Raw genomic sequence first — 25,838 nt, 5'->3', positions numbered from 1 at the left:
CTATAGTAGGGGGGGTAATTATGAGCGACCTAAATTCCAAAATACATTTTAAGTTAGCCCGCTTAGTGGTTGTGATGGGCGTTTCTGGTTGTGGTAAGTCCACAGTAGGTGCTGCGTTATCTGAGAGGATGGGTAAGCCTTTCATCGATGCTGATGACTTTCATCCACAGATTAATCTAGCCAAGATGTCATCTGGTATTCCTTTGGGCAACGACGACCGTTGGCCATGGCTGGAGCGTGTTGGCAAAGTACTGGGTGAGTATTGTCGCTTCGAAGGCATGGTAATATGCGCGTGTTCGGCGCTTCGTCGTGAGTATCGAGAGTACTTAAAAAAAGTAGCAAATGAGCCTATCTTATTTGTCTACTTAAATGGCAGTGCAGAACTAATTTCACGTCGATTGTGTGTGCGTAGTGATCATTTCATGCCTTCAGAGCTCCTGGAAAGTCAATTTGCCATACTTCAACCACCATCCATAGAAGAGAACGTATTATCTATCGACATTGATAGGCCAGTGTCAAAAGTAATTGATCATATATACGAGCAAATATCATTTTCAAAATACACCGACTGATTAATACCCCCAACGTCTTAACTAACCAAGCATTATAACTAGTTAGCTTTCGCTCACGCTGGCCAATTGTCATAAACTTTTCTAATAGTTGCGCTTGGTTATGAAAAATTTACACAATGACCAAAGGCATAGGCACCTGGCCCATGGACAACTAGCAAAAAAACTTCCTGCAGTAGTTACGGTCTTTATAAAGTTAGTCATTTCAGCGTGGTTGCAAAAATCAGCATGAAACAGTGGCGCCGACAATACACTAAAGCAGCAAGCACTTTACAACTGCTAATGTTTTGCCAACTAGTGAGGCAAATGGCTATGGCAACTGATGTAAACGCCTATGTGCGGCTGCAACTAAGCTATTTCGCTATGCTTAGCCACTTAAATCACGAAAGTCTGCTATAAAGCCATTTAGTTTTTTGACCATTTTACTGCGTTGCTGGCTTGTTAATGTTTGGTTTAAATCAAACAATAACTGCATTACTAGGTGTTTATTCTTCTCAATGACGCGACGATAATTAGCTGACCTAAGTTGGTTGGGGTTGGCGAACAACACCATTAGATTTTTTTCTAGTTGCTGCTCATCGTGGCGCTGGGCTATAGCTGCCTGCATTCTAGTGCGCCATTTAATAGCCTGAACTAATGAAAATTCTTTGGTCGGTTCCATGCGCCGCGCCCATTGTGCAATTAAGGCCTTTTGCGCCTCATTTAACTCACCAATAACGTCAGATACTTTTTCACTAACATAGGCTTCACGCTCTTCTAAAGTTCGTGCGCTAGTACCACTTTCAATATCCTTGGCATCATCGCCTTCTTTTTCAATTAACATGTCAAAGAAGTCGTTAATTTGTTGATCATTAAGGTTTGATATAATGTCTACGGCAGCGGGTAGGGTTTTAATAATGATTCGCTGCCAGCTATCTCTGAGGTTATCATAGGACTTTTCCAACTGTTCAACCGTCATGCCGGTCTCTAGGCCTATAGAGAGTTTTTCTAGCTCGTCGGCGTATTGGGGCAACTCATCACTACGATGCCAGTCAATTAGTTGGGAAATTTCATTTTTAACCTGCAAGCGCTGGTCCCGATTAAATTTTACGTAATCTTTTAACTCCCAGTACAAGCCCCAATCTAGAAAATTGTAAGCAAGTTTAATGGTGCACCCACTAGCAAACACGCTAATAACAAGCACTGCCAACAGAGCACGCAAAGCCTTGTAATTCAGCTTTAGTATTCCCATTGATCAAATTACCCCTTAGTTGTCATAAACTTAACTTATATATACGCTAAAGAGTTTACTTAAAGCAGGCAAAGTGGTCAAAGGAATAGTCAAAGGCTCTATACATATTGCTTGAGCCCTTGGGTCTTGAGAATCTAACTAGTCTAGCGTGCTTAATTTCGGGTGGTATACGGGATATACGCCAGGGCCGAAGGCGTTGACTATCTCGCAGTATTAAAAGGTTTCTATCCATTGGAAGGGTGGGACTGGAACAGTTCGAAAAAGCTCGTTTTCGCAAATGATTTCCTCAATCATGTTGCAGCAGTCACTTACCTTAATCCTACTTTGAAGAAGACATACGCGCCTTTAACGTCTATCACCAAGTTGCGTAATTGACGGTATGCTTTTGCTAAAGGGAATGGTGTTAAGTAGGTTGGCCTTTATGTTCAAGTGAAGCGGAAGTATGGATTAAGTTGTATCCGAAACAATATTGATGCCATTATAGCGCCATGTCATTTTTTGATTAGATTCACTGACTTGTGTAGCTTAGGGAATGCTCCAAAACTTATTGGATCTCTGCACTGAATGGCCTTATAAAATGGATTTTTAACTTAGAAAGGGATAACAATGTCGGCTTTTGATAAATTCAAGAAACTAAATGTAGCCCATCAAAAAACAGAAGAAGCAGTTTACTCAATTGTAGCTCAAGAGATGGAAGAAGGGGTGAGGCACAATGGCCGATGGCTTAAGGCACTGGAACAGGCAGAAGGGAGCAAAGAAAAGCAGATTGCTAAGTATATAAAGCTTAGCGTCGAGGCGCTAAAGGATGAAATAAGTATTCAGTCTAAGTCGGCCGGTCCACATAATAGTATCTCTTACGGGCGTGATATTGAGGAGTTCGTGGCGATGTTAAATAGCAATGTGCCTGTTGTCATTATAGAGGACTATTTTTATGGCATGAATTCTCAAGACATAAAGAGTTTTATCAATCTTTATGACGGCTATAATAATTATCCGATTCATATTTTGGTTAAAAAAAGTCAGATCGCTTTGGCTCAATGGCTGCTTGAAGCTGGAGCAAATCCAATATTGAAAAACTACTGGGGATACACGGCATTAGATATTGCAGAACTCAATCATGACAAAGACGCCGTTTCCTTGCTACAAAGGTACTCAGCATAAACAGGCAGACCTGAACAGGTCTAGCATAGTTAAGTTGCAGGCAAGACCCAAGATATTACTACCTAGATAGCGCTCTAATGCAGAGGTTATGGCCTTGAAGTTTATGATTTGAAGGGGTACTTGGTGCGATCACCGAAAGCAGCCAACTAAAGGTTTATGAGTCCTCTTTCTCGTATGTTCTTAGGACTCGGTTACGAACGTTTTAAAAATTGCACAGCATTTTGATTCATACATTGCAATACCTAACGTACATTCACAACCAAAATAACTACATGCTTGAAAGATCTTGTAAGAAAGGTCTGAAAATGGCAATGATGCTGGTGTTATAGGCAAAAATCGGTGCCAACGAGCCTAAGCCGTTTTTTTAAAAGCCTGAGCTTCTTTTATGCTTAAAGTGCTGAGTGTTAGGCCAGCTCTAATGTACCCCCTTTACTGACCGACTGCCGATCCCTCCCCCGTAGATATTTCTAGGTAGAGGCCATGGCCCAAAATAGGCCCTAGTAACCTACTACTGAGTAATTTAAGGCAAAATCTTATCGGTAAAGGTTTGAAAACCTAAAGAGGTAATAACCCCTAAAAACACGATCGCTACAGAAATGCCAATAATGCTAAGCTGCGCGAAACTGGCGTTAGTTTAATGGACGTTTTGTGAACTTAATCTCTATTCTAGGTCTCGTATATAACGTTATTGAGAAGCGGAGGAGGAAGACTTTTGGGGAGACTAGGTGCGGTAAACTAGATGAACCACTGTACTTCTGAGTTCTGACTAAGATGCTATTGATATAAGTGTTACCACCTATTTTATAAAGTAGTTCGACACCCAAAATAAACCTATCTCTACTCCAGCCGCAACAGAGTTCAAGTTCTTTGAGCCTCTGCGCAGAATTCAAAAACCATATCGGGCTAAATATTCCTCAGTAATAGCCCCACTTAAATGACTAGGTAACAGCTCTCATTTATTTAGTGTTTGGTTTAAACGGCACCTTGCTTTGCGAAGATACACAATTCGCAGAAATGGCCGATCTAGATATAGCTACAAAGTTGAACAAGCTAAGCTGAAATCTATGAACTAAGTGAATCAACTAAACTCGCCAGTGACCTCATGCTAGGTGCTCAAGCACCAATTTTGAAAGGCTATTTTTGATTTTTTGCACCACAAAGGTGCGAGTATGAAGCTTTTTCAGTCATGAACCTATACCCATGGTTATACCTATTACTTTATTAATTATCGCCCTCTAAGGCCTTGGTTATGCACTGAGCGCTGTAAAATCAACACAAGGTCAGATAGTTTCCCCCTCAAAGCCAAACTGGCACAGTTATTGAAAGAGTAGGTGTTATGCAGAGTAATCTTACACTGCTACCCACTCCAAAAGACTGGGTGATGTAGGCCGCATACACACGATACCTTTAGCTTATGCGAGCTTTTTTTGCGTTATTTATATTAGGGGCATACCTATGAACACAGCTATAACACACAGAGTCAAACGCGGTTTAGTTCTCGCCATTAAAACACTAGGTGCTGCCAGCCTACTTATCGGCACACCCATTGCACACGCTGCACTGGGCGAGCCAGAAAAAGACGAACTCACGTTTGGTTTTATCAAACTCACAGACATGGCGCCCATCGCAATTGCCTATGAAAATGGTTACTTCGAAGACGAAGGCCTTTATGTCACTATTGAAGCACAGGCTAACTGGAAAGTACTTTTAGATGGCGTCATCGACGGCCAATTAGACGGCGCACATATGCTTGCTGGCCAGCCTCTTGCAGCCACCATTGGCTATGGTACCAAAGCACATATTGTAACCCCGTTTAGCATGGACCTTAATGGTAATGCCATTACTGTCTCCAACGATATCTGGGCACAAATGAAGCCCAATATACCCACAGCAAATGGCAAGCCCGTTCACCCCATCAAGGCAGATGCTATGAAGCCGATTGTTGACAAATATAACGCTGAGGGCAAGCCATTTAATATGGGCATGGTATTCCCAGTGTCCACCCACAATTATGAATTACGCTATTGGTTAGCCGCAGGTGATATCCACCCAGGTTTCTATGCCCCACATAAGGGTGACACTAGTGGCACCATAGACGCTCAGGCATTGTTATCAGTAACCCCACCGCCACAGATGCCAGCGACTCTGGAAGCCGGCACTATCTTAGGCTACTGTGTAGGTGAGCCATGGAATCAACAGGCTGTATTTAAAGGTATTGGCGTGCCTGTAGTGACTGATTATGAAATCTGGAAAAACAACCCAGAAAAAGTATTTGGCATGACCAAGGAGTTTACCGAAAAATACCCAAATACCACCGCACGTGTTGTTAAAGCTTTATTACGCGCTGCCAAATGGCTAGATGCAAAGGACAACGCCAATCGCCCTGCAGCCGTTAAAATTCTCTCCCAAAGTAACTATGTGGGTGCCGACTATGAAGTTATTGCCAATAGCATGACTGGGACATTTGAATATGAAAAAGGCGACAAACGTTCAGTGCCTGACTTCAACGTATTCTTCCGCTATTTTGCCACTTTTCCCTACTACTCAGATGCTGTTTGGTACCTGACTCAAATGCGCCGCTGGGGACAGATCTCAGAGCCTAAATCTGATCAGTGGTACTTCGATGTTGCAGCTAGTGTTTATCGTCCTGACATTTATAAAAAGGCAGCACTTGAGTTGATTGAGGAAGGGACGATGACAGCCGCTGACTTCCCTGAATTTGAGTTAGAAACAGGTTTTCGTTCACCACAAAAACATTTTATCGACAATATAGTGTATGACGGTACCGCCCCAAATACCTATCTTAAGAAATTTCCAATTGGCCTGAAAGACGAGACCCTCTAAGTCCTTAAATAGCCCATAAAAAGCTGGCAACCTTCTAAGGTTGCCAGCTTTTGGAAAAAATGTTATCCCCGCACACTCCGTCAAAAGGAAATCCAGTAACATGTTAGCCAAGCTCCAACAGCTAAAAACCAAGGTGACCTTTGCAAGCCTCTTTAAATTTTATGATTCAGTAGCCAAAGCCATAGCACTACCATGTGTGGGTATTGTTATGTTTATCTTTATATGGCAAATAACTGCAAGCAACATCGTCACTTCACTAGGCCAGTTCCCTGGGCCAGGCGATGTTTGGAATCAGTCGAAAGTTCTTGTTACCGAGCATTATCAAGAACGTGAGAGAGCGCAGAAATTTTATGAGCGCCAAGAAATACGTAACACCAAAAAACTAGCCAACAACCCTGAAGCCATTGTAAAGATTCGCCAATATACTGGCCAGGCCACTTATTTTGACAAAATTATAACCAGCCTGTACACCGTCGCTTTTGGATTTTTAATTGCGACCTTAATTGCTATCCCTTTAGGCATTGCCTGCGGACTAAGCGACAGAATATATCGCGCTGTGAACCCTATTATTCAGGTGTTCAAGCCTGTATCACCACTGGCTTGGCTACCACTGGTCACCATCGTGGTATCAGCCACTTATACCAGCTCCGATCCCTATTTTGAAAAAGCCTTTGTGACCTCGGCAGTCACCGTTGCCCTCTGCTGCCTGTGGCCTACAGTAGTTAATACGATTGTGGGCGTGGCCAGCATTGATCGCGACCTTATTGACGTGAGTCGAGTGTTGCGCCTATCAACTTTAGCGCACATCAACTCCATTGTTATCCCCTCAGCTTTACCCTTAATCTTTACCGGATTGCGACTGTCTTTGGCCACTGGCTGGATGGTACTCATAGCTGCAGAAATGCTAGCGCAAAATCCTGGACTGGGAAAATTTATCTGGGACGAATTTCAAAATGGATCCTCTAGTTCATTGAGCAGAATTATGGTGGCAGTCATCACCATTGGCATTATTGGATTCATTCTTGATCATCTAATGTTAATGATACAAAAACATTTTAGCTGGAATAAACAGGCCACCTTACGCTAAACCCTAACACCTTTTAAAACCCATACATTGACACTAGGATATTATTATGCAAAACCGCTATTTGGAAATCAGTCAAGTCAGTATCGATTTCCCTACCGATGGGGAACCCTACCGCGCTTTACAAAATGTAACTATGTCAATTCAGCAAGGCGAGTTTATATCCCTTATTGGCCATTCGGGTTGTGGCAAATCAACCGTGCTGAATATTATTGCTGGGCTCCACCAGGCCACCGAAGGTGGCATTATTCTAGAGGGTCGAGAAGTCAACGAACCAGGCCCAGATAGGGCGGTGGTATTTCAAAATCATGCACTGCTTCCATGGCTAACAGTTTACAAAAATGTTGAACTGGCTGTGAAATCGGTCTTCAAGAACACCAAAAGCAAAGCTGAAATTGGCGCTTGGGTTGAACACAACCTGCAGCTTGTGAATATGTCCCATGCACTTCATAAACTGCCTGGAGAAATTTCTGGTGGTATGAAGCAGCGTGTTGGTATTGCTCGCTGCCTTGCTATGCAACCCAAAGTTTTGTTGATGGACGAGCCCTTTGGTGCACTGGACGCATTAACGCGGGCTCATCTCCAAGATTCCCTTATGGACATTCAAGCCCAGCTAGGCAGCACCGTGGTGATGATTACCCATGATGTGGACGAAGCTGTACTGTTATCTGATCGTATTGTGATGATGAGCAATGGCCCAGCCGCCTCCATTGGTGAAATATTACACGTTGATTTAGACCGGCCCAGAGATCGTTTAGCACTAGCTGAAGATACAGATTTTAATGCCTACCGCCAGCAAGTACTCCGTTTTCTCTACGAAAAACAGAAGAATCCAGCCACCAACGCTGCAGCCTAAAAATTTACAACGCCTATTGAGGATAAAACAAACATGTTAAAAGTAGTCATTATTGGAAATGGTATGGTTGGCCATCATTATGTTGAGCAGTTAGCTGACTCACCAGTGACAGCTAAAATCACAGTCATTGGCGGTGAAGCACGTCCTGCCTATGACCGGGTACATCTATCTGACTACTTTGCTGGGAGCACGCCTGAAGATCTTGCCCTCACCACCAAAGAACACTACCTGGACATGGGCGTTGATGCGCATTTTGGCGATATGGTGGCCCACATAGACCGTAGCAACAAGATAGTCATCACCGAAAGTGGACAAGCATACGGCTATGACAAACTAGTACTTGCCACTGGTTCCTATCCTTTTGTGCCTCCCGTTAAAGGTAATAATCTGCCGTCCTGCACAGTGTATCGTACCATTGACGACCTAGGCATGATTCAAACCCAAGCTGACAACGCCAAGATTGGAGTTGTTGTTGGGGGTGGACTACTGGGACTTGAAGCCGCCAACGCAGTGCAAAACCTTGGCCTTGAAACCCATGTTGTAGAGTTTGCCCCTGGGCTCATGGGAGTACAGTTGGATGTAGGTGGTAGCAATATGTTGCGCCGCAAAATTGAAGCTCTGGGGGTCAAGGTACATACCAACAAAGCCACTGAGGTCATCGAAACCAACAGCGAAGGCAAAGGCCGGGTAGTCATGCACTTCGCCGATGGTGGTTTATTAGCCACAGATATGATTGTATTTTCAGCCGGCATTCGGCCTTATGATCAGCTAGCTCGCGATTGTGGATTAACTGTTGGTGAGCGCGGTGGCATTACCATAGACGAGTATTGTAAAACTAGCGACCCATCGATTTTTGCCATTGGTGAGTGCGCATTATTTAAAAATAAAATCTATGGCCTAGTAGCACCTGGCTACCGCATGGCCGAAGCAGCGGCTAGTCAACTAGGAAGCGAAAAACTTTCCTTCCAAGGCGCTGACATGAGCACTAAACTTAAGTTACTTGGCGTGGACGTAGGCTCCATTGGCGACGCCCATGGCAAACAAGAAGGTTCAGTTGCGTACACATTTAGCGACGAACGTATCGATGTATACAAGCGTTTAATTGTTAGCGCCGATGGCAAAAAATTACTTGGGGCTGTATTAGTTGGAGACTGCTCTGAGTACGATACCTTGTTACAATATTTTTTAAATGGTTTTGATCTACCCTCTGATCCAGAAACCCTTATTTTGCCTACCAATGCGGGTGACTCGCCAGCACTGGGCGCTAGCGCACTGCCTCTGAGTGCCACCATCTGCTCATGCCACAATGTCAGTAAAGGCGATATTGTGAACACTATGGATGCCGGTTTTTGCTCCCTAGGTGAAGTAAAGTCGGAAACTTCCGCCGCCAGTGGTTGTGGAGGCTGTGCGGCCTTATTAAAGAATATTGTAGACGACGAAATGGCAGCACGAGGGTTAGCCGTTGATACAGCTATGTGTGAACACTTTAACTTTACCCGACAAGAAATGTTTCACATAATCAAAGTGGAAACCATCAAAAGCTTCGAAGACTTGCTTCATAAACATGGCACTGGCCGTGGCTGCGAAGTCTGTAAACCGACTGCAGGTTCAATTTTAGCATCATTGTGGAATGACTACGTGCTGGACGAAAAACATGTGGGCCTTCAAGATACCAATGACACCTTTCTTGCGAATATGCAAAATAACGGTACCTACTCAGTTGTACCACGTATTGCTGGAGGTGAAATCACCCCCGATAAATTAATTGTTTTAGGGCAGGTAGCAAAAAAATACCAGCTCTATACCAAAATTACAGGTGGCCAGCGTATCGATTTGTTTGGCGCGCGCTTGCAGCATCTTCCTGCCATTTGGCAAGAGCTAATCGAAGCTGGTTTTGAAACTGGTCATGCCTACGGTAAAGCACTTCGTACAGTTAAGTCTTGTGTTGGCAGTACCTGGTGCAGATACGGCGTGCAAGACAGTGTTGCCATGGCATTGTACGTTGAAAATCGCTACAAAGGCCTGAGATCACCACATAAATTAAAATCTGGCGTGTCTGGATGCACCCGTGAGTGCGCCGAAGCCCAGTCTAAAGACTTTGGTATTATCGCCACCGAAAATGGTTGGAATTTGTATGTGGGCGGCAATGGTGGCATGAAACCACGCCACGCTGAACTATTTGCCACCGATCTTGACGACAAAACCCTGATTAAATATATCGATCGCTTTCTCATGTTTTATGTGCGCACCGCCGACCGCCTTCAACGCACCTCTGTGTGGATGGACAATCTTGAGGGTGGCCTAGACTATTTAAAGCAGGTCGTTATTGAAGATTCATTGGGCATCTGCAATGACCTAGAAGCACAAATGGAAGCAGTTGTTGGCAGCTACCAGTGCGAATGGAAGACCACCATAGAAGACCCAGAAAAGCTTAAACGCTTCCGCCAGTTTGTCAATTCTGAAGCCCAAGACAAAGCTATTATATTTGTTGAAGAGCGCGGCCAACTGCGCCCAGCTAAAGAAGAAGAGCGTCAGCAAATTTCAGCCACGCCAGCCTAGGAAAACATCCATGACTCTTAATATGAAAGATCAACCTATTAGTCTTTGTCACCAAAATGATTTGATTCCCAACTCTGGAATCTGCGCAGAATTCGCAGGCAAACAAGTGGCTTTATTTTATCTGCCCAATGAAAGCCCCACTGTTTATGCCATTGGAAACTGGGACCCAATTGGCAAAGCCAATGTTTTGTCACGTGGCATAGTTGGTGATATTAATGGCCAGCTAGTTGTTGCATCTCCATTATACAAACAGCATTTTGATTTACTCACCGGTGAGTGTATCGAACACAGTGACCTGTGCGTTCCGGTCTATGCCGTTGAGCTTGTGGACGATCATGTACTAATGAATCAGTGAGTTTTTAGACATGAACCAAAAGTTAATTGCCACCTCTGGCAAGGTTATAAAAACCACCTGCCCATATTGTGGGGTAGGCTGTGGAGTCAGTGCCACTGTTGAAAACAATCGTCTGAAAAGCGTAGTTGGAGATCCATTACATCCGGCAAATTTTGGCAAACTTTGCATTAAAGGCACTGCACTGCATGACACTATGGGCGAGCACGGGCGACTACTGCATCCCAGCATTGAGGGTGTCAATGTAGACTGGCCCACGGCCATTAATACAGTGGCAGAAAAACTAGGCAAGATTCGCGACCAACATGGCCCTGGGTCTATTGGATTTTACCTCTCTGGACAGCTTCTAACCGAAGACTACTATGTGGCCAATAAACTGGCCAAAGGATTTATTGGTACAAACCATGTCGACACTAATTCAAGACTGTGCATGTCCTCAGCAGTAGCTAGCCACAAACGAGCTTTTGGTGCCGATGCCGTGGCCTGCAATTATGAAGATCTTGAGGAGTGCAACCTGCTAGTACTTGTTGGATCCAATGCAGCTTGGACCCACCCAGTTCTATACCGCAGAATTGCCTCCGCCAAAGCCAATAATCCCTCTATGCGAGTGGTGGTTATCGATCCACGTCGCACCGCTACTTGTGACCTGGCTGACCTACATCTAGCCATTGCGCCAGGCTCAGACGCCTTTGTGTTTAATGGCCTACTAGCCTACCTGGAACAAAATGATCATCTAAATGCAGGTTTTATTGCACAACACACCCAGGGCTTTGACACAGCCATGGCTGAAGCTAGGGCGTTAACTGACGTTGAGCTTACACAAACGATTGCCGTTAGTGCTTTGAAATTACACACCTTTTACCAGTGGTTTGCCGAGACTGAGAAAACCATAAGTTTTTATTCAATGGGCATTAACCAATCTGCGACAGGTACCGACAAATGTAATGCCATAATTAACTGTCACTTGGCCACAGGTCGTATCGGCAAAGCAGGAATGGGTGCGTTCTCAATTACTGGCCAACCCAACGCTATGGGCGGTCGTGAAGTGGGAGGTTTAGCCAATATGTTAGCCGCCCACATGGATTACAGCGTAGAAAACACTGCCACTGTTAGCGAGTTTTGGAATACCAAAAATCTCAGTCAAACGCCCGGCTTAAATGCCGTAGATCTATTTGAAGCTGTTGCCGATGGCCGTATTAAAGCCATCTGGATTATGGGTACCAATCCGGTGGTTAGCATGCCCAATGCAGATCGGGTGAGGGCCGCTTTACAAAGTTGCGATACAGTCATTGTGTCAGACTGTATGGCTGACACCGATACCACAGCCACAGCCAATATACTGTTACCCGCCACTGGTTGGGGTGAAAAGTCTGGTACCGTGACTAATTCTGAACGCCGCATTTCCCGTCAACGGGCATTGATTCATCCAGTGGGTCAAGCCAAGTCAGATTGGTGGATCATATCTCAGGTTGGGCAAGCTATGGGGTTTAATGACGCCTTTGACTACCATTCACCCAGAGATATTTTTATTGAACATGCCCAACTTAGTGCGTTTAAAAATACTGGTAACAGACTATTTAATATATCCACTCTAAGCCATTTATCAGAGCAACAATACAACCAACTAGAACCTATTCAGTGGCCAGTGACCCCACTGAAGCCCAAGGGTACTGAAAGACTATTTGAAGACAGGTTATTTTTTACGCCAAGCAAAAAAGCTAATTTCGTTGTTATTAGCCCACAGCTGCCTCAACTCCACACCCCTAATAATGACTTCCCCTTGACGTTAAACACCGGGCGTATTCGCGACCAATGGCACACTATGAGCCGTACCGGTCGAAGTAGCACATTACTAAGTCATATAAGCCAACCCTTTGTCTCAATGCACCCAGATACAGCCACTAATACTGGATTGATCGATGGTGACCTTGTCCAAGTATTTACCCAAAGGGGCAGTATTACAGTCGTCGCTGCTGTGGATACAGGCATGGGAGAAGATCAAATTTTTGTGCCAATACATTGGAATGACCAATACGCTAGCAATGCCAGAGTTGACTCCTTGGTGGCGCCTATAACTGACGAAATCTCTGGTCAGCCGGAGTTTAAATACAGCCGTGCGGCCATGGTGAAAGTAGACACACCTGTATGGGCCACTTTAGTCAGTCATAACAAGCTAGACTGTACAAAATTTATACATTGGAGCGCTGCGCCCCTAGACCAAGGGCGGGGATTTATCTACCATATCTCTATTAAGTCCAACTTTAACTGGCCAGACTTTATCACTGCCAAACGAATTACCGAACAAGGGCCTGCGCAGGCTTATGAACAATTTTTTGATCGTCAAAATGGTGACCAGCGCCTTATTTGCTATAGCAGCCAGCGTATTGAGTTTGCAGTCTTTAGCCATCAAGACAGAAAAATGTTGCCGGATAATCTATGGATGTGCGCTCTAATGTCAGAGCCTGTCGCTGAAACATACTGGCCGCTGTTGTCAGGCACCTCTGCTGCTACTGGAAAATTAATTTGCTCATGCTTTAAAGTGAGCGAACAAGATATTCAAGCGGCCATTGATAACGGTGTCAACTCTGCCGCTGCATTAGGACAACAACTCAAATGTGGCACCAACTGTGGTTCCTGCATCCCTGAATTAAACTCCCTACTGGCTAATAGCAGAACTGTGTCGAGCAATTAAGGGTTTGATCAGAGTCTATTGAATGTTCAACAACGCATTGGGCGTTGGGTATATCATTGCTCAGTGCCCGCAGTTTTGCAGCCTGTGGCTCTAGGCAATACTCTCCCTTTGATTAGGCAGCTACTTCCCAACTTCAAGCGTCATAGTACCTAAGCCAAGTCTCTTAAGCCACCTGGCAGCTGAGTCAATGGTACCCCATGTTTTAATGGTTCTAGCTTGGGTAGTGATGACTTTCTTGTCACCGCTATGGGTTAAGATCTCAGCGTGTATGGTTGCACCATTAGCTATAATGCTAAACGCTTTAACCGCACCAGTCTCAACGAGGCCTTTGAGCATCTTATTATTCATCATCAAGCAACGGGATTTGTTCTAGTAAAGGATACCCAGCGTCGCGACAGTATTGTCGAATTATCATCTCTACCATATTAGCAACGCTCCTGTGTTCTTGGTTAGCGGCATAGCGAACAGCATCCTTAACTAAGGGGTCAACTCGCAGGTTCAGTGTTGTGGTTTTTTTAGCTATCGTTCGGCAAATATTGTACACATGCGTTACATTTGCAATATATGTAATTCATACAAACAAAGATCAATTAATGTCAGCCATCCGAGTTAAGTTTCTGACCTGATAATTTGCCGTATGATGCTATTGATAAAAATTTTGGTTAGCTGGCATTGTTTCTTAGGCGTTTAAATATTAAGGGGGGTATTAATTTAGGAAAAATTCTTAGAGTTTTTTGTGTAAGTTAAATAGTTAGCTTGATCAACATCTATATTCACAGGCATATCCAATATCTTTGCTCATAAATAGAGTAGTTTTTTAGTCAAATATGATCACTGTGTCCAAAGGTATTTAATTTACAGGAGCAGTTTAATGCGCGCATATGGATTCTTATTATTAGCAGTATTTGCCCAAACCTCCTGGTCCTTAGACGTAAGCGCCTGGAGCGATAAAACGCTCTGTAGAGTAGCCAACGATCAGCCAAAAAACGAAGACTTTAAAAGCGCCATAGATGCGCGTGGATTGAGCTGCATTGTTGCAGTTTCAAAAGCTAAGTCACAAGGTGTTATCGATGGTTTATGTAAAGCCCCATACAAATCTGCACCTTCCCTTGACCTTGATTACAATGCTGAATTTTCTTTGAATAGGTATTTTACTAATGGCGATTCATTCCAACTGAATGAATACCGGTATACAGGCTTTGGCACAGATCCTATAGGTCATCTTAAAGGAGGTGGGATTGGTGCAGAAGTGAAGGTGGTAGCGGACCTTAACAATGATGGTCGCGATGATCTATGGCTTGACTATTACGAATCTGAGGTGCCTTCGTTAATTCTATACGGTACTGCTGATGGTGGCTTTATTGAAGAAAAAAATATGCAAGGCAATGTGTCACGGCGGCACATTAGAAATGGCGACGTCGCCGACTTTAATAATGATGGCTGGTTAGACCTTGTTGGTTTCACCACAGGGGACCCTGGTGTAAGGATGGAGGCACAAGGTTATGATCTGGGTGGGCGCTTCATCCCTCGCGGTCAGAAAGACATTTTGTTAATGAATATGGAAGGCAAAGGCTTTGCTGCAATGAATATTCCTGAAGTGAGAAAAAACGACTGGAATCATGGCGGCTCCGCGGGTGATATTAACGGTGATGGTTGGGTTGAAATATTACCGCTTAGTGAAGGTGAAAAAGAACATACTGTGCCTTTGGTTAACCATAGTGGGATAAAGCACACCCTTAACCAGTATCCCTATTCTACTGAGATTAGTAGGTATCTAACTAGCGATATGGATGCAGGCGACTTAGACGGGGATGGTATTGATGACATGGTATTCAATATGATGCCGATCTTGAGTGCTTCAAATAGTGCATTAAAGAAACTTGGGTCTGTGCGTGTCATTTATGGTGACTCAGATATGAATTTTAAGGATAACCGACAATTAAAATTTGGTGAATCTTGGGTCACAGATTCTGATATGGCTGAGCTTAGTGAAAATTACACACATGAAGAATCACAAATAAAGGGTTGGGTTTTTAAAACTGAATTGGGCCCGTCAAATATAGAAATTATTGATATTAACGGAGATAACAGGCCAGATATTCTACAGGGAATCTGGATTGCAGGAACGGGGCTTCAGCAAACATCTGGTTTTAAGGCCTATATTAATATGGGTGATTGCTTCGCTGATGGCACTGCTTACCATTTTCCTGCTCAGCAAACTAACAGAGCGTTGCACCGTGATATGGATTATCACACCAATTATATTCAGAACTTTAGAGCTGGTGATGTAAATAATGATGGCTTAAACGATATAGTGCTTCAAATAGACGGCACATCCTATTGGCAACGATCAGGCGAGACAAGATTTCCTTACTTGTTTATTAATAACGGTAACAACATATACCTACCACCTACTATAGCTGCCATGACTGGCATTATTGAACGACATGACGATATGGTGCCTGGCGATTTCAATGGAGACGGTTTGACAGACTTGGTGTCAATTGAAAGGGAAGATGGGCATATGGGTACTTCCAAGGTGCGCCTGCATTTGCAAAAAGCCAACCCAGACTCTAGTACCGCCGTATATACACCAAGTGATTTTTTAAACATTAGTGGTGGTTCAAAAAAACGTATTGCCAAGTTAATGGTTAATACGATGAAGATGGAAGTATCTCTTGAAGATTTTTTGAACAATGTAACTAATTTCGATGAAAAAACCTCTAAGAGTGAACTATATGGAAGCTACCGGTTAGACTGGTTTATTATCAATATAGGCCCAAGTGGTGGGTATGATAAAGGCGCAACAGATTACGTTACAATTAATGGAGATGGCATGATCTTTTATAAAGTTGATCGCGCGAAGTTCCCCACCCCAGACTTACGCAAAAAATTAGAATTCACAATGAGTGATGATGGCAACTTTACCCTAAAAGGACCGTTGGGTTTGTTTTATTTAGAGGGTAGATCCTTCCCAACAACCATCTTTGGCAATATTCACCAAAAATTGGGCCTTGGTATATGGCAAGAGGGCGATCCAATTTTAGTCAGGCTAACTAAGCAGTAATAGTTCATTGGTCAAGCAGCCTGGTTACTGAATAAAAGACAGCTAATCGTTTGTTACTCCACGTATATAGTAATTTAGCTGTGATACTTAACATAAATACGATTAGCCTTGGCCGTAATTGGTAGAAGAAGACTTCTGATTTAAGCATTACAGCATTTTCTAAGCCGAGATAATGAGCATTGGTAGCATTGCAGTGCTGGATGGGTGAACGTAGCTTAGAGCATGGCTCTAAGGTGTTTAATCAATGTTAGAGCGGGTGTGAAGTAGGGAAGGGCTAAGGCAGTTTGGGTACTAATAACTACTCTGGTAGTCGGGTGAGGCTGAAGCTGGCTAATAAAGTTAGTGGCATCCATTAGCTCACTGGTTTCAAAAGATGCAGTTGCTTAAGCTCACATGTCCGGCCAATCTTTTTAAATCTTATTGACAACAATGTCGTCTACACAAATTTCTGAATTAGCAATAACTGAAATGAATCCTGATCCTTTTTTTATTCTATTATCTTTAGCACCAGCAACAACTTTGCCATCAACGAGATACTTTATATTGTCACCTGAAGCAATTAATTGAATTCCCGACCATTCATCAGCTTTAGTTGACGCAAAACCGCTAGCTATTCTCTGCTCAGAGTATCTATCACCTCTTTCAACATATTTTATGGTGGTGCTTCCAGATAAATTATCAATAATTGCTGAGTAACGCCGTTAATGGCCAATATTATTATAAGGACGACGACGGTCAGTTTAACCTTGAAAGGCAACTTGGCTGGTGATCTGCATCCGCTGCCTCACACAAAAGATCCGAGTATAAGCCTTGCTTTTTCATTACTGCATAATGTTATTATTAGTATCTATTTGATAAGCATTTACCCAATTATTCACTTAGCAACGTATACTGTTTGGTAATAGATAAAGTACAGCTAGTCGTTTTTTATGGCTAGCTTTTTGAGTAAAGACTTGGATTTATTTGTGGTTGCTCCTAGCCTAACTATTCACTAAAAAGCATTAATAAAACATGTTAAAAATAGTCAATATCTCAAAATCATTTGAAGACGGTACGGCACAACAAAAAATATTAGATCGACTCTCGTTTGTGATTGAAGCGGGTAAAAGTGTCAGTATTCGAGGGGCATCTGGATCGGGAAAATCGACTCTGTTGCATCTGCTGGCTGCCCTAGATAAACCAGATGAGGGTCAAATACTGCTGGGCGGCGTACTAAGGTCAGACACAATCAACAATATAACTAACGATATAACTGCATTGTCGGAGTCACAAGCCGATAATTACAGGATGTCGACAATTGGCATAGTGTTTCAACGATATAATTTGATAGACGTGGTATCGGTGCTCGACAACATTTATTTGCCAGCCAGACTCAATGCTATTAATGGCCGCCCAGTCGATGTAGGCTACATCGACACTATAATCCAGGCTCTGGGCGTCTCAAAGCATATCAACAAACTACCCAATCAGCTCTCGGGAGGCGAACAGCAGCGAGTTGCGATTGCCAGAGCGTTAGCGCATAAGCCTAAATTGCTGTTAGCTGACGAACCTACCGGTAACCTAGATAACAAAAACTCAGACCTTGTTAGCCGCCTATTGATAGATACCTGCGCACAACTTAAAACAACACTGGTATTAGTTACCCATAGCGAAAGAGTCGCCAAACTCACCGATCAACAAGTCTTTTTGAGTGAGGGTCGTTTAGTGAGCGAGGCGAGTTAAACCCATTTTGATAAAAATCACACTTTTTTTTAAACTACTGTTGAGTAGCTACAAATCCACAAAATTTAGTGTGCTGATGCTTATCGCATCGCTTTTAATTGCTGCTTGTGGCTTATCTACCGTATTAATCGTTAATGCTAGCGCCAAACAAAGCTACGCCAGTAACAGTACTTTTTTGATCAGTAATGTTAAATATCAAGTTATCCCTAAAAATGCCCAAGCCATACTTGCCAAAAGCGATTACGCATATTTGCGCAGGCTCGGCTTTAGCCAACTTATCGCTGTCGCACAAACGTCAACTCATATCTATGCCGAGCAACAGACGCAGACACAGCTAGAGCAACAAAAAGTCTCTATGCGTCGAATAGACATTACGGGCATCGATACCATCGCGCTAATGCCTTTAATAAGCAGTGGCGTCAAGAGCGCAGGTCTTTCATCACGCCAAAGTGATCAAACCGCAATACTCACTGCTATTCCTTTTTCTATGCCTGCCGGTATTGTCCACCCCTCCCTGCTAGCGCAACTGATCGCCAATAGTGATGTATCCATTTTTGACAAGACATTAAATAATTTTTCAATTCCTTTTAATGACGGCAATGATGCTGCTAACGGCAGTAATAACAATGCCGATGTGGAGACGCCAGCGTCAATAAAAACAATCGCTTTACCCAAACTCGTTGCACTTAAAGACCCCAGTTTAGGCAATGACATGGTGACCGACATTGGCGAATTCTATCGCTTGTTTCCTGGTAGGAATTTAACGAGTTTACTGTTGGTCAGCGCAAAGGTGGGTCCAGAACTCGATGGACTCGTCAAGGATCTTAGCGCCGTTTTACCTACACATTTGCAGCTAGTTTCGTTGAGTGATGGTGCACCTCAAGGCGAACTCACCAATAGTTTTCACATGAACTTATTGGCCATGGCTTTATTGATGTTTGTCGTGTGCTTATTCATTGTCATCAACGCTGTCAATTTACTCATCAACGCACGCATGCCTTGGTTTAAGATTTGTCGTCAACTAGGCTTCCCCCGCTACGTTATTTTTGTCAGCCAAATTATAGAAATTGTGTTAATTACTTTTGTGTCCGTCTGCGCAGGTATTTATTTAAGTATTCATTTATCTAATATCGTTGCACCAACGGTGCAGGCCACGCTCGAGGGTTTATATGGCGTAGAAATTGGGTTTGGCAACACCTCGCTCTTAAGCCTGTTTTTACAGGTATTTGGCATCAGCGTGTGCGGCAGTATTGCTGCGACCGTGGCGCCCTTTAGCTCAAGCAACCAAGCTTTACATTCAACGCAGGCGCACGATAACTTGGCGGCTAATCAAGCAAAATGGCAACGCAACTTTTGGGTGATATGTATTCTGTTTGCGCTGCTAGCGTGCGCTATATTGTATGCTGCAACAGCACTATGGTTATTACTCGTCGCTACCGCAACACTCATATTATCGGGCTGTAGTTTATTACTAGCTAATTATCCGCGGGTGATTGATGCAGTCTATCGGCTGATTCCGCCTCGCTTTATTATGCTACGTATTAGCACCAAACAAAGTAGCGCTTTATCAGGTAAAACTAAGGTTGCCTGCTGTGCATTTTTTATTGCTGCCACCAGCAATATAGGCATGAACTTAATGGTAGACAGCTTCAGAGGCGCAACCGTGTCGTGGCTAGAATCGCGGCTAGCGACAGATTATTATCTGTATTACGAAGGCAATGTAGATATAGCGGCAATCGGGCACGAGGCTAAAGTAGAGGTGTTTCAGCGCTTTGAAAATAATACGACCTACGAGGGTACCTTACTGCAGCAACATAGCTACCCATCCACCAAACAGTTTAAAGACGCGATGGTATTTGATAAAGTAGACAATAAAGCTGCCGCCTGGCAAGCGTTTCAACAGACGAATGGAGTCTTCGTTAATCAGCAATTTGCGTTCGAGTATAAACTTGACATTAATGACATGATCAATGTTCCGCATCCATCGACGCAACGCTTAACGGCCTATGTTATTAAGGGTATTATTTATGATTTTGGTAATCCTCATCGGCAAATACTGCTACCACTATCTCAATTTGATGCTGCAATCTCCAAAAGTACAATTTATGCCATCAATACAGATGTAGCGGGACTCGAACGGTTTAAAGTCGCATTAGACATACAAGGCATAGACTCGGAGAAATCGTTATTGGATACCGCACAACTATTAGCTATATCTAAACAAACTTTTGATCGTACTTTTATTATTACTGATGGGTTAAATATAGTGACGCTGCTAGTGGCTGCGTTATCTCTCGCCTGTGCAATAGTGGTATTAATGAATGATGCTCGACCACAAAACATGCTATTACGTAGTTTTGGTGTGTCGGCAATTAAAACCCAGCTACTTGCTCTCTTTCAGTATTTTTTACTATGCTTCATCGCTCTTATTTTTGCCACACCCTTTGGTATTTTATTGAGCTGGGTGCTTATTTATGAAATTAATCTACAGGCATTTCAATGGACTTATCCACTTCAAATCAACGCCATAAAAATTCTTCAAATTTATGCAGTTAGTTTAAGCATTGTGCTGTTAATCATCGCTATACCCATTATAAAAGCCGGTAAGCGCCCTTTGATGGAGGATATTCGATGGCTAAATTAAATAAAAAAATCGTCAGTCTCAGCCTAGCAGGTGTGTTTTTACTGGGTACTTACTTCGTTGTGACTTCGCAGATAGCCCTTAAGACTCAAGCTAACATGTCGGTTTTTGGTCGGAACGTGTACGAGCAAAATGATGATTTTAATAATGCCTTAGCGAGTAATATGGGTAAAAAAGCTGATCCAAATTACCGCATGAGTTTTCCGCAGGATCACGGCACACACGATCAATTTGATATCGAATGGTGGTATTTAACTGCTAACTTGCAAGACGAAGCTGGTGATCCCTATGGCTTGCAGTGGACATTATTTCGATTTAAAAACCCACGCCCAAGAAGCTCTCAAACTGAAGGGAGTAACTCGTCTTCGTCATTAAAGAATTCTCCTGTTACGTTAAATGAGTCGACTGTATCTTTAGATAAAAAGTGGCATAACGATCAAATATACATGGCACATGCATCCATCCACTCATTAGATACCCATTGGTTTTCCGAAAAATTTGCTCGTGGCGGGGTCGGTAATGCGGGGCTTACAGCGTTGCCACTGAACTTGTTTATTGATGATTGGCAATGGCTCAATAGTGATGGCGATACAGGACTGTTTCCGTCGACACTGACCTTTAGCGCAACCGATACCTCAAAACCAAACGCAGAGGCGAGCGCTACATTTACGCTGAATCAGACGGGGCCCTTGGTGCAACATGGTGACAATGGCTTTAGTGTAAAATCGAACAGCGGCCACGCGTCTCACTATTATAGTGCGCCTTTTATTAGTATCGAAGGCGAGCTAACGCAAGCCATCGATACCGTAACGGCCGCGCCTATAAAACTCAAAGGTCAGGCGTGGTTTGACAAAGAGTGGACCTCTCAATTACTCGATACTGGCACTCAAGGTTGGGATTGGTTATCGCTTCATTTAGATGACGGCAACAAAATAATGGCTTTTAGAATGCGCCTAAAAAATCAAGATGATCATGTGACGGGATCATACATCACCAGCAACGGCGAACAAATCACACTGCAACCAGGCGATCTAACGCTACAGCCAGTATCTGTTAAAAAGGTGGATGGTAGGCAATTACCTTTGATCTGGAAGCTGATAATCCCCAGTAAAAAAATAGACCTAACCATATCGACATTAAAAGATAAGCAGTGGAATAACGCCGCTGTTCCCTACTATGAGGGAATGGTCAAGATTGAAGGCTCTCATGGTGGCGTCGGCTTTTTAGAATTGACCGGTTACTGAATATAAATACATCGCAACTGCTACTGCGATACTTGATCGAGGTTATGGCAGGCCAACGAGACCCTCATCGCTTGAGGTTAATACACCTTTAATGCCTACGAAAATACAGCTAGTGTCATACACAGGTTGTTGATTTATCTAACGACGACTGTGCTGGATTATGGTTTGAAGTTCCCCCCTTTGTCCCCCCGAAGCGATTTTGTATAAAAAGCCCAGCATTTAACTGGGCTTTTTTGATCCTCAATACATTGAATCTAATGGGTTAATGCATTGAGCATTAGCATCACCCTGGTCAGCAGCTAAGCTAAGGCATACCACTTCACTGCTCTCTTTTTGCTGTCAGGGCCACCTATTGATTCAGCTTACTGTTGCCATTTAGAGCTAATGCGCTTGAATAAACGTTTCTTAAGCGCCTTTGCTGTTTAATAGTAATGTTAATTGACACAGGCAACGCAAATTTAGGTTTTGTGCAATATTTGAACACCGAAATTAATTTTTAGAAAGGATTAATTTGGTATGGTTTCTGGCCATTAAAAAGTGGTGCCTTTTAATATCGCTTGTCTACAAATATACCGTCATATCGAAGGTATATAATTTTTAAATAAAGGAATATAGATGATTAATCAAAGAATATTTGCTCTGGGCGCTATAGTGAGCGTTGGCTTGTTAAGCGGTTGTGGAGCAAGTCTGGACGATAATAGTTCTTCAACTACTCCAGCTTCTAAAGCCACACTTCCTGCAGGAACACCAGCTTCATTCTCTGAGGCAACTCTAAAGTGGAGTGATGTATCAGAGGCTAACACCACTGTAACTGCTGATGGTTTTTCTTCTGAGGCAACTTTAGTTTTTACAACTAGTACCGCTCCTGCTCCAGAAATAGACACTACTGCCGAAGTGAAAATTGCGTATGACTCTTTAGGAAAAATATCGGGGTTGTCTGTTATTAAGGACGATGTGAATTTAACTTGGGTAAAAGTTTATTCAGACGATAGCAGTGACAGCAGCCTCACTGTAACTGATGGGAATAACGCCCAGGGTATGATATACGATCCCGAGAACGGTTCCAATTGGGACTACCAGACCATGGCTACTTGGGTGCAGGCTAATGAAGGCACAGGTATAGGGCGTATAGGCGCTATGAGTGTTGGCAACCCAACTGCTGATGCTTCTATTCCGACAGCAGGCTCAGCCACTTTTAGCGGTGTTGCTGAGGGTATGTACGTGGATAATGATCATAAATTCTATCGCGTAAGCTCCGATGCTACATTATCAGCAAACTTTGTAACTCAATCAGTTACATTTAATACGACAAATAGCCTGATACAGCCTGTAGATGTGGGTGACCCATACACCGACGCCGGCCCTAACCTAACGGGGACATTTAGCTACTCAGCTAATAATAATACTTTAACATCATCCAACTTATACGGTACATCTTCTGATTGGACAGGTGGTACAGCTAGCGCCAAGTTTTATGGCCCCGACGCAGAAGAGATTGGTGGCGTATTCTCGATTCGAGGTACGGGAAAAGAAGCTTATGAGGGCGCATTCGGTGCCAAGCGATAGGTTTTATATTGCTCAAAAAAGGCTAGCTATGACGCTAGCCTTTTTTATGTTTGTCTTGTTTTTTTCTAAGCCAGTATTGGCAAATGAGCCATTGGGTGGCTTTTCTGAGGATGATGCGCAATCCCTGTTTTCTATGGCAATGGTTGCAGTTGATGAGCAATTCTACGATGAGGCTATAGAGGTTTTTGACTACCTATATAAAAAGACAAAAAGTAACCGAGTATTGCTAGAGAAAGGCAGAAGCCTTTATTTAGCGGGTAGATATAAAGAAGCGGAATCTTTATTCTTGGAGCTTTATTTTAATCATGATTTACCTACAGCAGTAAGGCCTACCTTAAGTAATTATATTGCTTCTTCAAGAAAAAAGGGTCGCAAGCTACATTGGTCAATGGGTTTTAGTCGCGATAGTAATCCTACCAATGAGACCTTTAGAGATGTTGTGAAAGTCTTGGGGCAAACGGTAACCGTGAATAAGTCAGTTCAAAAAGAAACAACGGGTTTATGGTTAAACTTACTAGCAGAGCAACCGATTGGTGAACATAGTAAGCTGTACGCCAACGTGAGAAATTTTGACGCGCCTAATAACCTAAATGACAATCAATTGATTGGGGTTGGTTATCGTACAGAAAACACTTTTAGTAAGGGTGGTTTTGTAGAGCTATTGGCTAGTGGAAAATGGACATCTGGAGCCTTATATTCAACAGGGATCACTTTATCTACTGGACTGAGGCCGTTACAAAATTCAAACTTAATGCTTAAGGTTAACGTTGGTCAAAATGACTTGGTTGGGCAAGCGGTATTTGACAGTAACTACAATGATATCGCTCTATCTAAGGATCTGTATCAAAACACCATTGCTGCTGTAGGGGCTGAACTAGGCGTTGCGAATGTTATGCGGGCAGACCCGTATAATTCAAGCCAAGCTCGCTATATCAAATTTAATGTAAGAAGCAGTTGGCCTGATATATCGCCTTTTTACCAATTAACCTACAAACAAGTGGTGCATCGTGGGCGCGACCCCTTCTTTCTCGTCCAGCGCAGTGATGAATACGTTAATCACATCCTTGGTTTTAAATTAGGTGGCATGCAAATTGGAGAGTTCATACCCGAGGTGTCTATCTCTTTTGATGATAATCGCTCAAATATAGAATACTTTGATTACCGAAAAAGATTGATAGGATTGTCTATAAAATCCATTTTTTAAAGTTTTATTTTTTAGTGAGCAGAGGGTTGTTTTAAACTCAGTAACGAATTAACGAAGGTAGTGAAAATATAAAGAATTTATTAGCTCGAAAACGATGCGCCGCAATACCTAAGGTACATTTAAAACCAAAATAACAACATACTTGAAAGATCTTTTAAAAAAGGTCTGAAAATGGCAATAATGCTGGTGTTATCGGCACAAATCGGTGCCAACGAGCCTAAGCCGTTTTTTTAAAAAGCCTGAGCTTCTTTTAGCTTAAGACAGTACATTACAGCACACCACATAGTTACCAATAAGTAATAAATAGAAAGTAATATAAGCGCAAGGCCAGGTGATACCAGTAGGCTAGTCTAAAGTGGCTTGCTAGGTCATAATTACCAAGGCTCTGCTCTTAAAAAATACATTGTGATGATGACTATCCATTTGGTAATAGTGGTTGCAAGTAAATTACCTTCGTTTAGTGTAAGAGAAAATCCTACTTAAAACTGATCTTAATTTACGGGGGGATTACAATAGGAAACGCGAGGGCGAAGACTTTGGCACTGCCTCCCAAAGTTGCAGGCCAAGTAATTACTATGGGCAGTTATCGTGAAATAGAGCAGCTAGTCACTAGTTTAATCCATGAAGCTTTAGACGAATTAGAAAGTGATGAGTTCTCAGAGGAGCAGAAATCACACATAGCATCTCTTGCCAAAAAACTGGAGGAAGTCTACTAATAAATGGTAGTTAGGGGGTGTTCTAGTTTGGTTTTGTTTGGCTCAAATGGCACCAGGGAGACCTTAGGACTCACCCCTGGACTTTCAGTAAAAACAAGCCTTGGAAACGCTGCCTTACTATAGAAATAATGCGTGGGCAGTCATAAAAAAGCCAACGCGTAAAGGCACTATTTCCTAACATCAAGTAAGTTTTGGTGTTCAATTTCTGAGCAATATCTTCTTTTCGTTCTCTAATCCAAATAAATCAAAAGTTAAAATGATAGTCTTCAAACGGCCCTCATTTAAGAGCTGCCAGAAAAACGTGCAAACAAATTGTTAATGAGCGTCAAG

Annotated in this window: 16 protein-coding genes and 1 pseudogene; 15 read left to right on the top strand and 2 right to left on the bottom strand. The window is 43.0% G+C overall.

Going from position 1 to position 25,838, the window contains the following annotated elements:
* The first annotated feature begins 20 nt into the window (after positions 1-20).
* On the top strand, positions 21-572 hold the full coding sequence (locus ABXT60_RS10760) for a gluconokinase (protein WP_443630145.1): 552 nt from the start codon (positions 21-23) through the stop codon (positions 570-572).
* A 364-nt stretch (positions 573-936) separates the two neighbouring features.
* On the opposite strand, the gene ABXT60_RS10755 is transcribed toward ABXT60_RS10760, so the two are convergent.
* Positions 937-1,800, bottom strand: a complete 864-nt coding sequence (locus ABXT60_RS10755) for a DUF6279 family lipoprotein (protein ID WP_443630144.1) — start codon at positions 1,798-1,800, stop codon at positions 937-939.
* Positions 1,801-2,406: 606 nt separating this feature from the next.
* Here ABXT60_RS10755 and ABXT60_RS10750 point away from each other — a divergent pair.
* The 7 genes from ABXT60_RS10750 to ABXT60_RS10720 all read left to right on the top strand — a co-directional run bounded on the left by ABXT60_RS10750 (position 2,407) and on the right by ABXT60_RS10720 (position 13,348).
* On the top strand, positions 2,407-2,961 hold the full coding sequence (locus ABXT60_RS10750) for an ankyrin repeat domain-containing protein (protein WP_443630143.1): 555 nt from the start codon (positions 2,407-2,409) through the stop codon (positions 2,959-2,961).
* 1,455 nt (positions 2,962-4,416) lie between these two features.
* Positions 4,417-5,805 (top strand): CmpA/NrtA family ABC transporter substrate-binding protein, encoded by a 1,389-nt coding sequence (locus ABXT60_RS10745; RefSeq protein ID WP_443630142.1) that lies wholly within the window; start codon positions 4,417-4,419, stop codon positions 5,803-5,805.
* A 100-nt stretch (positions 5,806-5,905) separates the two neighbouring features.
* Positions 5,906-6,892, top strand: coding sequence for an ABC transporter permease (locus ABXT60_RS10740; RefSeq protein WP_443630141.1), 987 nt, complete (start codon positions 5,906-5,908; stop codon positions 6,890-6,892).
* Between the two features lie 46 nt (positions 6,893-6,938).
* Positions 6,939-7,745, top strand: a complete 807-nt coding sequence (locus ABXT60_RS10735; protein ID WP_443630140.1) for an ABC transporter ATP-binding protein — start codon at positions 6,939-6,941, stop codon at positions 7,743-7,745.
* Positions 7,746-7,778: 33 nt separating this feature from the next.
* Entirely contained in the window at positions 7,779-10,304 is a 2,526-nt protein-coding gene (nirB, locus tag ABXT60_RS10730) for a nitrite reductase large subunit NirB (protein WP_443630139.1), read from the top strand.
* Positions 10,305-10,314: 10 nt separating this feature from the next.
* Positions 10,315-10,659 carry a nitrite reductase small subunit NirD gene (nirD, locus tag ABXT60_RS10725; protein WP_443630138.1) on the top strand — a complete coding sequence of 115 codons (345 nt, stop codon included), beginning with the start codon at positions 10,315-10,317 and terminating at the stop codon, positions 10,657-10,659.
* A 10-nt stretch (positions 10,660-10,669) separates the two neighbouring features.
* Positions 10,670-13,348 (top strand): nitrate reductase, encoded by a 2,679-nt coding sequence (locus tag ABXT60_RS10720; RefSeq protein ID WP_443630137.1) that lies wholly within the window; start codon positions 10,670-10,672, stop codon positions 13,346-13,348.
* A 120-nt stretch (positions 13,349-13,468) separates the two neighbouring features.
* Here ABXT60_RS10720 and ABXT60_RS10715 read toward each other — a convergent pair whose 3' ends face one another.
* Positions 13,469-13,684, bottom strand: coding sequence for a hypothetical protein (locus ABXT60_RS10715; protein WP_443630136.1), 216 nt, complete (start codon positions 13,682-13,684; stop codon positions 13,469-13,471).
* A 535-nt stretch (positions 13,685-14,219) separates the two neighbouring features.
* On the opposite strand from ABXT60_RS10715, the gene ABXT60_RS10710 reads away from it, so the two are divergent.
* The 7 genes and pseudogenes from ABXT60_RS10710 (at position 14,220) to ABXT60_RS10680 (ending at position 25,508) form a co-directional block, all read left to right on the top strand.
* Positions 14,220-16,415: an FG-GAP repeat domain-containing protein gene (locus ABXT60_RS10710; RefSeq protein ID WP_443630135.1), complete on the top strand. Its 2,196-nt coding sequence runs from the start codon at positions 14,220-14,222 to the stop codon at positions 16,413-16,415.
* 1,011 nt (positions 16,416-17,426) lie between these two features.
* Positions 17,427-17,984: pseudogene (locus tag ABXT60_RS10705) on the top strand (ABC transporter ATP-binding protein); the annotation flags it as partial.
* A gap of 229 nt (positions 17,985-18,213) precedes the next feature.
* Positions 18,214-20,781, top strand: coding sequence for an FtsX-like permease family protein (locus ABXT60_RS10700; RefSeq protein ID WP_443630134.1), 2,568 nt, complete (start codon positions 18,214-18,216; stop codon positions 20,779-20,781).
* Positions 20,769-22,022, top strand: a complete 1,254-nt coding sequence (locus ABXT60_RS10695) for a lipocalin-like domain-containing protein (protein WP_443630133.1) — start codon at positions 20,769-20,771, stop codon at positions 22,020-22,022. The genes ABXT60_RS10700 and ABXT60_RS10695 overlap by 13 nt, the downstream gene beginning before the upstream one ends.
* Positions 22,023-22,637: 615 nt before the next feature.
* Complete coding sequence (locus ABXT60_RS10690) at positions 22,638-23,588, top strand: transferrin-binding protein-like solute binding protein (protein ID WP_443630132.1); 951 nt, start codon at positions 22,638-22,640, stop codon at positions 23,586-23,588.
* Between the two features lie 28 nt (positions 23,589-23,616).
* Positions 23,617-24,792 (top strand): tetratricopeptide repeat protein, encoded by a 1,176-nt coding sequence (locus ABXT60_RS10685; protein ID WP_443630131.1) that lies wholly within the window; start codon positions 23,617-23,619, stop codon positions 24,790-24,792.
* A gap of 536 nt (positions 24,793-25,328) precedes the next feature.
* Positions 25,329-25,508: a hypothetical protein gene (locus ABXT60_RS10680; protein ID WP_443630130.1), complete on the top strand. Its 180-nt coding sequence runs from the start codon at positions 25,329-25,331 to the stop codon at positions 25,506-25,508.
* Positions 25,509-25,838: the final 330 nt, after the last annotated feature.

Source organism: Candidatus Njordibacter sp. Uisw_056 (assembly GCF_047730085.1).
In the GTDB taxonomy this organism is placed as follows: domain Bacteria; phylum Pseudomonadota; class Gammaproteobacteria; order Pseudomonadales; family Balneatricaceae; genus Njordibacter.
Note: the sequence above shows the minus strand (reverse complement) of the source record. Positions and strands in the feature narration are given on the sequence as shown.

Coding starts and splice junctions, on each gene's coding strand:
- ABXT60_RS10740 (WP_443630141.1), top strand. CDS start 5,906: ATGTTAGCCAAGCTCCAACAGCTAAAAACCAAGGTGACCTTTGCAAGC.
- ABXT60_RS10750 (WP_443630143.1), top strand. CDS start 2,407: ATGTCGGCTTTTGATAAATTCAAGAAACTAAATGTAGCCCATCAAAAA.
- ABXT60_RS10690 (WP_443630132.1), top strand. CDS start 22,638: ATGATTAATCAAAGAATATTTGCTCTGGGCGCTATAGTGAGCGTTGGC.
- ABXT60_RS10720 (WP_443630137.1), top strand. CDS start 10,670: ATGAACCAAAAGTTAATTGCCACCTCTGGCAAGGTTATAAAAACCACC.
- ABXT60_RS10715 (WP_443630136.1), bottom strand. CDS start 13,684: ATGCTCAAAGGCCTCGTTGAGACTGGTGCGGTTAAAGCGTTTAGCATT.
- ABXT60_RS10735 (WP_443630140.1), top strand. CDS start 6,939: ATGCAAAACCGCTATTTGGAAATCAGTCAAGTCAGTATCGATTTCCCT.
- ABXT60_RS10745 (WP_443630142.1), top strand. CDS start 4,417: ATGAACACAGCTATAACACACAGAGTCAAACGCGGTTTAGTTCTCGCC.
- nirD (WP_443630138.1), top strand. CDS start 10,315: ATGACTCTTAATATGAAAGATCAACCTATTAGTCTTTGTCACCAAAAT.
- ABXT60_RS10700 (WP_443630134.1), top strand. CDS start 18,214: ATGCTTATCGCATCGCTTTTAATTGCTGCTTGTGGCTTATCTACCGTA.
- ABXT60_RS10755 (WP_443630144.1), bottom strand. CDS start 1,800: ATGGGAATACTAAAGCTGAATTACAAGGCTTTGCGTGCTCTGTTGGCA.
- ABXT60_RS10685 (WP_443630131.1), top strand. CDS start 23,617: ATGACGCTAGCCTTTTTTATGTTTGTCTTGTTTTTTTCTAAGCCAGTA.
- ABXT60_RS10760 (WP_443630145.1), top strand. CDS start 21: ATGAGCGACCTAAATTCCAAAATACATTTTAAGTTAGCCCGCTTAGTG.
- ABXT60_RS10710 (WP_443630135.1), top strand. CDS start 14,220: ATGCGCGCATATGGATTCTTATTATTAGCAGTATTTGCCCAAACCTCC.
- nirB (WP_443630139.1), top strand. CDS start 7,779: ATGTTAAAAGTAGTCATTATTGGAAATGGTATGGTTGGCCATCATTAT.
- ABXT60_RS10695 (WP_443630133.1), top strand. CDS start 20,769: ATGGCTAAATTAAATAAAAAAATCGTCAGTCTCAGCCTAGCAGGTGTG.